This window comes from uncultured Pseudoflavonifractor sp., from assembly GCF_944387275.1.
Taxonomy (GTDB): Bacteria; Bacillota; Clostridia; order Oscillospirales; family Oscillospiraceae; genus Pseudoflavonifractor; species Pseudoflavonifractor intestinihominis.
This window is the reverse complement of sequence record NZ_CALXEG010000027.1, coordinates 30921-43207: the sequence shown is the minus strand read 5'-3', so window position 1 is coordinate 43207 and position 12287 is coordinate 30921. Positions and strand designations below refer to the sequence as shown.

Sequence of the window (12287 nt, the reverse complement as noted above, 5' to 3'; positions counted from 1 at the left end):
CCCAGAGCTGGAGCCCCCCTTTGTCTGTCTGTGCGTCTCCGGGGGGACCACCGCCATCGTGGATGTGAGGGACTACACCGAGATGGAGGTGCTGGGCTCCACCCGGGACGACGCGGCGGGGGAGTGCTTTGACAAGGTGGCCCGGGTGCTGGGCATCGGCTACCCCGGCGGCGCCCCCATGGACCGGCTCTCCCAGGGCGGGGACGACAGCAAATACCCCTTCCCCTCGGTCCATGTGGACGGCGCGCCCCTGGATATGTCCTTCTCGGGGCTGAAGACCGCTGCCATCAACCTGATCCACAACGCCCAGCAGAAGGGGGAGGAGCTGGACCTGCCCGCTCTGGCCGCCTCCTTCGGCGCGGCGGTGAGCCATATGCTGGTGCCCAGGGCCATGGAGGCCGCCCGGATGAAGGGGTACGGCAAGGTGGCCGTGGCGGGGGGCGTGGCGGCCAACAGCCGCATCCGGGCCGACCTGGAGCGCTCCTGCCGGGAGAGCGGCGACAAGCTCTACCTCCCCCAGCTGAGCCTGTGCGGCGACAACGGAGCCATGATCGGCTGCCAGGGCTATTACGAATACTGCGCCGGGAAGCGGGCGGGCATGGATCTGAACGCCTACGCCACCCGGGACATTGGAAAGGGCTGAGCAATCAGCCCTTTCTTTTTGCATAAGAGGGACGGAAACAATGCAGAAAAGAAAAATAATTAAATTATGTAAACCAAATGGGGTGAAAGGCGGTGCAAAACTGATGTGCAAAACTAAGTGGATAAGTGGAATAACTCTGAAAAATAAGGGGGAAACCGGTGTGAAAAACCCGGTGGAAAATGTGCATAACATCTAGTAGACGGCATTATTGGATGGTGTTACGTTAACAGAAGAAGCCCGCAGAAACGACAAAACAGCCTGGGGAAAAGCGGGGAGGAGCGGTCAAAAGGGAGAAAGGAGGAGGCGAAAAAACGGGGAGTACCGGGAACTTTGGCGGTATGGCTGGAAAAAAGAAGAATCCTGAGCGGAAAAAATGCAGGTTGTCTGGCAGAATGCAGAGTAAATATACCGTTAGTATATTAACAGCGGAAAAGAAAACCGGAGATTGACGGAGAGACGAAAATGTGGTATGATTACTTGTCGTCAGCAGACAGGAAAAGAGAATATGCTGGTATAGCTCAGTCGGTAGAGCAGCTGATTCGTAATCAGCAGGTCGTGTGTTCGAGTCACATTACCAGCTCCAGCAAGAGGACTTCCGCCGGGATGTCCTCTTGTTTTTTGCTTTGATGCGGCGTTTTCAGAAAGAGAAAATGCTCAGATCGGGATGGAGAAATTTCCGCTTCTGTGATATGATGAAAAGCCGCAGAGACAGGCCGCAGCACCGGCCTGCACATAAAAACAGCACAGCCGTCAGAAAGCCCAGGTGGAAAGCAATGCAGACAAGCCCAATTTCCGAGCGGGAGAACATCTTTCAGAATCTCCCCGTCCCATCCGCCCTGCGGAAGATGATCGTCCCGGCGGTGACCAGCCAGCTGATCGTCCTGATCTACAACATGGCGGACACCTTTTTTGTGGGGAAGACCAACAACCCCTACATGGTGGCGGGCGCATCCCTGATCCTGCCCGTGTTCAACATCACCCTCTGCCTGGCCGGACTGGCGGGCATCGGCGGCGGCTCCCTGATCTCCCGCCTGCTGGGCCAGTCCCGGGAGGATGAGGCCAGACGGGTCAGCGCCTTCTGCCTATACCTGGGGCTGCTGATCGCGGCGCTCTTCGCCGCGGGCATCGGGATCTTTATGGAGCCCGTTCTGCAGCTGCTGGGCGCGGGAGACAACACCTATCAATACGCCAGGCAGTACGTCACCTGCGTCATCGTCATCGGCGGCATCCCCACGGTGCTCTCCAATGTGCTGTCCAACCTGATCCGAAGCATCGGCCGCTCCAAGGAGGCCAGCGCAGGCATCATCCTGGGCGGACTGCTGAACATCGCCGCGGACTGCTGAACATCGCCCTGGACCCCCTGTTCATGTTCGTGCTGCTGCCCGACGGGCAGGAGGTGCTGGGGGCCGGTATTGCCACCTGCCTGTCCAACTGTGTGGCCTTCCTCTTTTTTGTGGGTGTGCTGGTGCGGATGGGCCGGGACAGGGCCATCACCTTTTCCTTGAAGGTGGGGCTGCCCAGTAAGGAGAGCGTCATCGCCGTGTTCGGCGTGGGCATCCCATCGGCCATCACCACCTTCCTCTTTGATCTGGACTATGTGATCATCGACAAGCTGATGGTCTCCTATGACGACCTGGCCCTGGCCGCCGTGGGCATCGTGCTGAAGGTGGAGCGCTTCCCGCTGAACGTGGGCATCGGAATTTGCCAGGGCATGATGCCGCTGGTGGCCTACAACTACTCCGCGGGAAATGAAAAGCGGATGAACGACGCCATCCGCCTCTCCCGCACCCTGGGCCTGGTGATCGCGGGCATCAGTATCGTGCTCTACGAGCTGTTTGCCGTCCAGTTCTCCCACCTGTTCATCGCCGACGTCCAGACCGTGAGCCTGGCCTCCCAATTCCTGCGCATCCGTGTGCTGGCCACGCCCCTGATGTTTATGAGCTTCTTCACCGTCTACCTGTTCCAGGCCTTCGGAAAGGGGCGGATCTCCCTCTTCTTGGGCGTGACCCGGTGGCTGGTGTTCAACATCCCCATGCTGTTCCTGCTCAATACCATCTTCGGCATGTTCGGCCTGGTCTGGTCCCAGGCCGCGGCGGATACCCTGACCGTGCTCCTGTCCCTCTATGTGTACTGGAGATACCGCCCCGCTGTGGGAAGCCTTCAGCGGAAGATCGACTGATCGGATGAGACGCCCCCTGCATCGAGCTTCGATGCAGGGGGCGTTTTGCGTCGAGGCGGCAGTCCCGGCAGCGAGAAGGGCGGATTGCGGTTGGAATACGCCGGCGCACGGTTGCAATTCCATTTCTGGGCGAATATTCCTTTGAAAGAAAAAAGAAAAAATATGATTTGTTTACTTTATATGGAAGTTACTTTTTACGATGATGCATTTTACATAAAATTCAAGATAGAAAATATATGTGTAACTTCCTTAATATAGAAAAAACACGAAAAAATTTTTTTAATATGCTAGCATGGTAGAGTGTTAGCCCTTGAAAGTACGGAAAAATTTTGCTATAGTAAACAGGTCGGGATTGCCTGCTAGTCAATATCCTGGAAAGGAGGACTCCCTTTTGCTGCAGAGACCAGGTGCAGTAGGCGGCAATCCATATTTTCTTTGGGTTGGAAGATTCACAAGGAGGGAAAAGAATGAAACGATGTAAAAAATGGCTGACGTGTCTGCTTGCGGTAGTCATGGCCGTCAGCTGCCTGTGTGTGCCTGCGATGGCTGTGGAGACCGAGAAGGTCCCCGCGGTGCAGCTCACCACGGCTGACTGGTACGAAGAAGGAAGCCAGGTGGAGGTGGCCATCAACGCTCTCGTCAGCGGCATGGTCGCCGACGGCAGACTGACTGTCAAGTATGACGCGGACAAGCTCTCCTACGCCTCCGCCGAGCTGGACAGCACCTGGGCCGAGCAGGCCAAAACGGTGCTCTCCGTCAACACTGACGTGCCCGGCCAGGTGACCCTGGCCTTTGCCGGCACGGAAGCCGTGGATGCGGGCGCGTTCATCACGGTTTGCTTCAACTCCGTGGCCGGCGGTACGACCACCATCTCTCTGGCCGGTGAGGCCGGCGGGGACTATATCTCCGGTCTGAATACCGGTGATGGCGGGTACACCCTGGCTGCAGAGGTGTCCACCGCCATCGGAGACCTTTATTCCCCGGTGCCCGGCGGATGGCCTTCGGATGACTCCGAGATTCCTGACGACGACACGCCCACCGGCGGCCAGCCCGGCGACAAGTGCGACGGCGGTGCCGACTGCCCCAGCCACAACTTCACCGATGTGAGCGTCGACTCCATCTACCATGAGGGCATTGACTTTATGGTGAAGAACGGCTACATGAACGGCGTGTCCGCCACCTCTTTCGCGCCTACCATGACCATGAACCGCGGCATGATCGTCACCATCCTCTACCGGATGTCCGGTGCGCCCGCTGTGACCGGCAGCAATCCCTTCACAGACGTGAAGAGCACGGACTACTGCTATGACGCAGTGCGCTGGGCTGTGGAGAGCGGCATCACCAAGGGCGTGTCCGCCACGGAGTTCAACCCCAACGGCCTGCTGACCAGACAGGAGATCGCCGCCTTCCTCTACCGGTATGCGGAGCTCGTGGGCTATGACACCACCAAGTCCGGCAATATCCAGCTGTACCAGGATGCGGATCAGGTGTTCGACTGGGCCCAGGATGCCATGAAGTGGGCGGTTGGCTCCGAGATCATCAAGGGTGCCAGCGCCACGCAGCTCAAGCCCGCGGACAATGCCACCCGTGAGCAGATCGCCGTTATGGTCTGGCGTCTCGTGACCGCCAACCAGGGCTAAGAAAGGCAGGTAGAGCGATATTATGAAGAAAAGAATCCCAGCCTTACTGCTGGCGCTGGTCATGACGTGCAGTACGCTGCCCATGTCCGCCATGGCGCAGGATATCAGCTTTGCTGCATCCAGAGAAGCGGTCACCGACGACTCCGTGGGTCCCCTGTCTCTGGCCGGCGTCGCCGAGGACAGTGACACCGCGCAGGTGGATACCCTCAGCGAGGACAACGCCCAGGACGACGTGAACGTGACCGCCGAAGAGGTGGACAACGACGCGAATACCGTGGGTCTGGACGTGGACGGGGAGAGCCCCGCCAAGACGCAGGAGCCCGAGGCGGACGACCTGGTCACCTTCGTGGTCAACCTGAAGCAGGACTCCCTGCTGGACGCCGGCTTCTCCGTGGAGGAGATCTCCGAGGGGACCAGCGAAGTGGAGTCCTACCGTGAGGAGCAGGAGGCCGTCCTGGACGACTTCATCGACGAACTCACCGCCGCCTATGGCGACGAGGAGGGCTTCTCCATCGGCTATACTTACACTGCCACCACCACAGGCCTCTCCGTGACCACCGCCTATGGCAACAAGAGCGAGATCGCGCAGATGCCCCAGGTGTCCCTGGTCTATGTGGCGCCCATGTTCCAGGTGCCCGAGGATCAGGAGAGCCTGTCTCCCATGACCACCAATGCCACTACCATGATCGGCTCCAATATCCTCAATGAGTCCGGCTACACCGGCAAGGGCATGCGGATCGCCATCCTGGATACCGGCATTTACATGGACAGCCCCAACTTTGCCCCGCTGAGCGATGACCAGCTGGACGATCCCCTGACCGTTGCGGAGCTGCAGTCCGTGTGGAACGATCTGAACGCCTCCCAGGGCAATGGCAACCCGGCCCTTACTTACCGCAACACCAAGATCCCCTTCGCCTATAACTACAACGACGGGAATCTGGATGCCTCCCACAACGGCACCGGCAGCGACCACGGCACCCACGTGGCCGGTATTGCCGCCGCCAACAAGATCGAGTCGGGCACCGGCTCCGACGTGGTGGGCGTGGCGCCCGAGGCCCAGCTGCTGGTCATGAAGGTCTTCGGCGGCGACGGCGCCGGCTGGGACGTGGTCATGGCCGGCCTGGAGGACTGCGTGTATCTGGATGTGGACGCGGCCAACCTGTCTCTGGGCTCCGCCGCCGGCTTTACCGACGCTGACGCCGACATGACCGCCATCCTCACCGCCCTGGAGGAGGCCGGCGTGCAGGTGGTCATCGCCTCCGGCAACGACACCAACAGCGCCCTCCAGAACCTCCACGGCTACAACATGTCCAAGATCACCGACCCCGATAACGGCCTGACCGGTTCTCCCGGTACCTTCTCCGCCGCCCTCTCTGTCGCCTCTGTGGACAACGACAAGAACACCATGATGTACTTCACCGTTGGCGACAAGAACATCGGCTACACCGACAACGGCAACCCCAACACGCTGGCGCGCCTGCTGAACACCAGCGGCCAGGCCGACTACGACTTTGTGGTCATCGACGGCTTCGGCGAGAGCGCCGAGGAGTTTGCCGCGGCTGAGGGCAAGATCGCCGTGGTCTCCCGCGGCGGCGGCGTGGCCTTCACCGACAAGCAGCAGAATGCTCAGGACGCCGGCGCGGTGGCCCTGATCATCTACAACAACGTGGCCGGCGCCCTGAACATGGGCATCAACACCGGCAGCGACTTCATCCCCTGCGTGTCCATCTCCAATACGGACGGCGCCTACCTGGCTGAGATGGGAGAGGGCACCCTGACCATCTCCGGCGAGTCCATGTCCTTCCAGCTGCCCAAGACCATCAGCGACTTCTCCTCCTGGGGCCCCACCCCTGACCTGAAGCTCAAGCCCGAGATCGCCGGCGTGGGCGGCAACATCTACTCCACCCGTGATCCCGAGTACGTCTCCTCCGGCTATGGCTACATGAGCGGTACCTCCATGGCCACACCCCAGATCTCCGGCGCTGTGGCAGTGCTGCGGCAGTATCTGGAGGAAAAGTATCCCGACATGTCCAAGAAGGACCTGCGCGTGCTGGAGGCCCAGCTGCTGATGAGCACCGCCGATCCCATTACCCTCAACGACCTGCCTGTCTCTCCCCGTGCTCAGGGCGCCGGCCTGGCCAATCTGGTGGAGTCCACCAGCACTGAGGCCTATCTGGCCAGCACCAGCAACAGCGAGAACCGGCCCAAGGGCGAGTTCGGCGACGATCCCGAAAAGACCGGCGTCTACTCCTTCCCCTTCACCGTGACCAACATCTCCGATGAGGCCCAGACCTACACCGTGGGCTCCGATGTGCTCACCGAGACCATTGCCTATGACGAGTACATCGCCAACACCGCTTACGGCCTGGCCTCCAAGGTGACTGTGACCGCCAACAACGCCGACTACCTGGACTACGACTTCAACGGCGACGGCAAGGTCACCACCGCCGATGCCCGGATGCTTCTGCGCCATGTGGAAGGCGTGGAGGCCATTCCCGACACCAACCCCTGCTATGGCAACCTGGACGTCACCAGCGACGGCGTGGTGGACGAGAAAGACGTCTCTGCGCTGACCGACCTGTGCGCTGGCAAGATTCTGGTTCCCGCCGGCAAGACCGTGAACCTGACCGCCCACATCGTCCTCACCGACGCGGACAAGGCGTACATGAACCAGTTCCCCAACGGCATCTATGTGGAGGGCTTTGTCTACCTCTATAATCAGGACGCCGAGGGCGTGGATCTGAACATGCCTTTCCTGGGCTTCTACGGCGACTGGTCCGCCGCTCCTGTCTTTGACGACGTGGACAATCCCAGCCTGTACGGCCGCACCGTGTACACCTTCAACCAGACCGTGCTGGGCACCAACCCCTACATCCGCAGCAGCAGCCGCACCGGCGAGGAGTACAACACCTTCTCCTACGCCAATCCTCTGGCTGAGCTGGACTTCGGTATGCTCCGTAACGCCAAGAAGCTCAGCTTCACCGTCACGGACAGCACCGACAGCAGCAAGCAGTACTTCAATTTCGAGACGGATTACGCCACCAAGAGTTACTACAACTCCACCTACGCGTTCATCTTCCCCTTCTACATCTATAACGCCGACGAGACGGAGAACTATGTCTGGCGCGGCCTGGATGCCGACGGCAATCAGCTGCCCGACGGCACCAAGGCGATCTACACCGTGAACGCCTGGCTGGACGACGGCGACGACATCGTGGACGACACCTGGTCCTTCCCCGTCACCCTGGATTCCGTCAAGCCTCAGATCCTCAACAGCGACAGCCTGCAGGATGCGGTCAACATCAACAAGGAGACCGGCGAGATCTCCCTGACCCTGGAGATGCAGGACAACACCAACCTGGCCGCCGTCCTCTTTGTGGACGAGGACAACAACCTGCTGGGCCGCTACGAAGTGGCCAACGAGCCCGGCGAGTCTGTCACCGAGACCTGCAACATCACCGGCTTCGGCCCCGACTTCACCATCGTGCTGGCGGACTACGCCTGCAACGAGCTGGAGCTGAGTGTGTCCCTGGAGCTGGGCGAGTACGCCGGCAAGAAGCCCGCGCCCAAAGCGCTGGATTCCGGCCGCCTGTACGGCAGCGAGGCCTCCGGCCTGTCCACCCTGGAGCAGGGCTGGTTCAGCATTGACAAGAACGACCTTACCGACCTGCGCAACGAGACCGGCGAGACCACCACTTACTTCTCCGCCGAGTACGTCAACGGCCGCATCGTGGCCCAGCGCAACAACGGCGACCTGGTCCTGCTGACGCCCTACAGCTCCTACTGGGAGACCTACACCATCGAGAAGAGCTCCAAGAGCGAGGGCCAGCCCGGCTTCGTGACCTACTACGACATGGCCCTGGACTATGTGGGTCAGGACGACGGCGACTATGTCTCCGTTGACCGCCTGTACGCGGTGGGCTGGACCTATGCCGGCGACACCGACGGCGACACCAAGGACGACGGCATCAACGGCCTGTACCGTCTGGACTTCTACACCAACGGCTATTTCAGCGCCAGCACCATCGCGGAGCTCACCGGCCTGAACGACGGCCAGGAGATCGTGACCCTGGCCTGCGACGACAACGGCCAGCTCTACGGCATCTCCACCGACGCCATCTTCTACAAGATCGACAAGGCCACCGGCGAGTGTACCGAGGTGCGTGCGCTGACCGAGTTCAGCGGCAAGCCCAACTACACCGGCCTGAACGTGGTCCAGTCCATGTGCTTTGACCACGAGCAGGACCTGATCTACTGGGTCGCCCACAGCCAGACGCCTACCGGCGGCACCTACATCGACGTCTGCTACGTCTACACCATCGACCCCGCCACCGGCGAGATGACCGAGCTGGGTACCTACGGTCCCACCGCCGCCTCCGCTCTGTTCATCCCCACCGACATGGAGTCCGACCTCATCAACTTCACCGACGCCAAGGCCACCAATGTCAGCCTGAGCCCCTATGAGACCTGGCTGTTGGAGGGCCGCAGCATGCGCATGGAGGCTCAGTGGACGCCCTGGAACGCTCAGACCCACCCGATCACCTGGGACAGCAGCAACAAGGACGTGGCCACGGTTTCCGCCAGCGGCTATGTGACCGCCCTGTCCGCGGGCGACACCACCATCTCCGCCACCACCCAGATCTATGACTGGGAGGGCAACCTGGTTGACACCACTGTTACCTCCACTGTCCACGTGGTTGCCTCCAGCGACGAGATCTTCGGCTACATTGTCACCGACGACAACAACAACGCCAACCAGTTCAAGTGGGTGACCTACAGCGATCAGACGCCCAACACCATCACCCATCTGTCCGCTCCCACCACCAGCGTCATCAGCGACGGCGAGGTCGTCACCAGCCCCGCTCTGTGGCAGGGCGGCGCCTACTATGACGGCTATGTCTACACCGTCACCATGGAGCAGTGGACCGAGGACAACTTGATCTACTCCGGCACCTCCCTCTACAAGACCCAGGTGACCAAGGGCGCCACCCCCGCTGAGACCGTCTTCGGCGAGCCCGAGAAGGTGGGCAACACCCTGGACATCGAAGTGGGCAACCTGGGCTTCGACTACAACACCGGTCGGCTCTACGGCGTGGACCTCACCCACAACGGCCTGTGCATCGTGGATCGGAGCACCGGCTCCGTGGATCCCCTGGTGGAGTTCTATGATCCCGACGGAAACTTCAACACCCTGATGACCGCCATGACCGTCATCTGCAAGGGCGATGACACCATCATCCTCTGCGCCGACATGGACGGCAAGCTCTACACGGTCAACCCCGACACCGGTGCGCTCAGCTGCGTCTACCAGGGCAACGGCCAGGAGTACTGGTACTACGCTGCCATGGGCTACGACTACAACACCGGCAACATCTACTGGAACCCCAGCATGGACTCCGGCAACAACCCCCTGAACCTGGTGGTTCTCCAGGAGAACGAGTGGGAGCCTGGCACCTACACCGCCCAGGTCACTGACATCGGCGATGTGGCCAGCAAGTACGGCGTGGAGCAGGTCGTCATCTTCACCATCCCCGATGACGAGCTGGAGGCCAAGACCATCCCCGTGGAGGGCATCTCCATCACCAACGGCGACAGCATCACCAACCTGGCGGGCGCTCAGGTCCAGCTGAAGACCCAGACCGAGCCTCTCCATCCCACGGTCCAGACCCGTACTTGGGAGTCCAGCAACCCCGACGTGGCCTCCGTGGACAAGTTCGGTATGATCACCTGCAAGCAGCCCGGCACCGCCACCATCACCGTGGAGCTGGAGGGCTTCACCGACACCATCGACGTGACCGTGCTCCCCTCCGCTGGTAATCTGGACGCCTTCGTGGTCTCCGACCAGGGCGGCAGCGGCTACTTCGACTTCTGGCTGAACGTCAACGACTATGCGCCTTCCTCCATCGAGCTGGCCGACAGTAAGATCGGCGTCTACAGCATGCGCACCGGCGCCTACTTCGACGGCGACTACTATGTCTACGACTCTGTGGGCAACTTCCTGCGCATCAACGCCGAGGACCACAACCAGTTCACCACCCTGGGCACCGTCAGCGACGTGGTCAGCGCCATGGCCTACGACTACACCACCAACACCATGTACGCTGTCACCCCGGCCACGCAGGCCTACAACAGCCAGACCGGCAACTACGATCTGGTCTGTGGCAAGCTGTGCACCGTGGACCTGAGCAACGGCGAGCTGACCGAGGTCGCCCAGCTGGACGCTCCCGTCTTTGCCCTGGCCGCTGACAACAACGGCACCCTGTACGGCATCGGCGGCATGGTCTTCAGCGACGACACGACCATCCCCACCAAGCTGGTCACCATCGACACCGCCACCGGCGCGTGCACCGAGATGACCGAGTACACCGACAGCCTGGCGTCCATGTACATCTGCGCCGACCCCTACATGGGTTCCTACCGGCCTCAGATGACCTATGACGCCGCCACCAACCGCCTGTACCTGGCGGCCACCGGCAAGGAGCTCACTCCTTACGGCTACTACGACAACGCCTCCTACGGCCTGGTGATGATCCAGCTGGGCGACAACGCCGCTGTGACCAACCTGGGCAAGATGGCTCTGGTGATCAGAGACCAGGCCAAGGTGGGCATGCTGTTCATGGGCCTGCTGTGCGCGGTGCCCGATGCCAGCGAGCTGCCCGAGAGCGAGGCCATTGCGGTTGAGATCAACAAGGACTACGCCGCCTGCGTCGTCAACGGCCAGACTCAGCTGCGCGCTGAGGTCAAGCCCTCCGGCGTGGACCAGACCGTTGCGTGGAGCACCAGCGACGATCAGATCGCCACGGTGGACGAGAACGGCATGGTGACCGGCGTCGCGCCCGGCGTTGTCACCATCACCGCCACTCAGGGCGATCTGAGCGACACCTGCCAGGTGACCGTGGCGGCCGCCACCAGCGGCTCCGTGGCCTACACCGTGACCCCCTCCGAGGGCCTCATCTCCTTCGACCCCGAGGCTCCCTATGAGTACACCGTGGTGGACAGCACCGTCAACGGCAACGTGGTGGGTATGGACATCAGCGGCGACACCATGTACTACATGGTGGAGGACCCCGACTATCAGTTCCCCTGCATCTACCGCTATGACCTGAACACCGGCATGAACACCTTCCTGGGCTGCATCATCACCAGCATCGTGAACTACTCCGATATGGCCTATGATGATGTGAACGACATCCTGTACGTGACCTCCGGCAACTACATCGAGCAGTATGCCCTGTCCAACCTGGGCACGGATCCTCTGCTGTACACCGCCGAGCAGCTCCTGCCTGACACGCCTCAGGCTCTGACTGTGGTGGACGGCACCCTGTACGTGGTGGTGCGTGAGAACACCGTTGCCGAGGGTACCTTCACCTCCCTCATGGTGGTGGACTTCAACGCCTCCGGCATGAAGTACCACTACGTGAAGCGGCACCTGGGTGTGGACACTGCCAACAACGTCTGTGAGATGGACTACAACCCCTTCACCGGCACGTTCATCTTCAGCGACGGCAAGAACTGCCTGTACTCCATCAGCCTGGACGGCGAGACCATCATCCCCATCGACTGCGTGGGCGACGTGCTGGAGATCAAGGGCATTGCCATCGGCAGCACCAGTACTGCCACTGAGCCGGATACCGGCGACGACAGCGACAACGGCGAGGCCAATGTCACCGACGAGACCGGCGCCGCTGGTGAGACCAGCGAGACCGAAGAGACCGTCTCCACCGGTGAAACCGGCAAGACCGACGAGACCGGCAGCACCAGCGAGACTGGCGAGACCGGCAGTGTGGAAGACACTGGGGATGCTGAGAATGCGGGCTGATTGATC

At 61.0% G+C, this 12287-nt stretch carries 5 protein-coding genes and 1 tRNA gene; all 6 read left to right on the top strand.

Annotation, left to right across the window (positions count from 1 at the left end; translation table 11 throughout):
• Positions 1-643, top strand: a 643-nt coding sequence (locus Q0K23_RS08195) for a tRNA (adenosine(37)-N6)-threonylcarbamoyltransferase complex transferase subunit TsaD (RefSeq protein WP_367179042.1), incomplete at its 5' end; no start/stop codon positions are given.
• 507 nt (positions 644-1150) lie between these two features.
• Positions 1151-1226: transfer RNA gene (locus tag Q0K23_RS08190), tRNA-Thr, on the top strand.
• A 190-nt stretch (positions 1227-1416) separates the two neighbouring features.
• Positions 1417-1986, top strand: coding sequence for an MATE family efflux transporter (locus tag Q0K23_RS08185; protein WP_294520519.1), 570 nt, complete (start codon positions 1417-1419; stop codon positions 1984-1986).
• Positions 1987-2009: 23 nt separating this feature from the next.
• Complete coding sequence (locus Q0K23_RS08180) at positions 2010-2822, top strand: MATE family efflux transporter (protein ID WP_294520516.1); 813 nt, start codon at positions 2010-2012, stop codon at positions 2820-2822.
• A gap of 467 nt (positions 2823-3289) precedes the next feature.
• Positions 3290-4462 carry an S-layer homology domain-containing protein gene (locus tag Q0K23_RS08175; RefSeq protein ID WP_294520512.1) on the top strand — a complete coding sequence of 391 codons (1173 nt, stop codon included), beginning with the start codon at positions 3290-3292 and terminating at the stop codon, positions 4460-4462.
• A 22-nt stretch (positions 4463-4484) separates the two neighbouring features.
• On the top strand, positions 4485-12281 hold the full coding sequence (locus tag Q0K23_RS08170; protein ID WP_294520509.1) for a S8 family serine peptidase: 7797 nt from the start codon (positions 4485-4487) through the stop codon (positions 12279-12281).
• The last annotated feature ends 6 nt before the right edge of the window (positions 12282-12287 follow it).

Bases quoted from the DNA above. Each gene is read 5' to 3' on its own strand.
- Q0K23_RS08185 (WP_294520519.1), top strand. From the start codon at position 1,417: ATGCAGACAAGCCCAATTTCCGAGCGGGAGAACATCTTTCAGAATCTC.
- Q0K23_RS08175 (WP_294520512.1), top strand. From the start codon at position 3,290: ATGAAACGATGTAAAAAATGGCTGACGTGTCTGCTTGCGGTAGTCATG.
- Q0K23_RS08170 (WP_294520509.1), top strand. From the start codon at position 4,485: ATGAAGAAAAGAATCCCAGCCTTACTGCTGGCGCTGGTCATGACGTGC.
- Q0K23_RS08180 (WP_294520516.1), top strand. From the start codon at position 2,010: ATGTTCGTGCTGCTGCCCGACGGGCAGGAGGTGCTGGGGGCCGGTATT.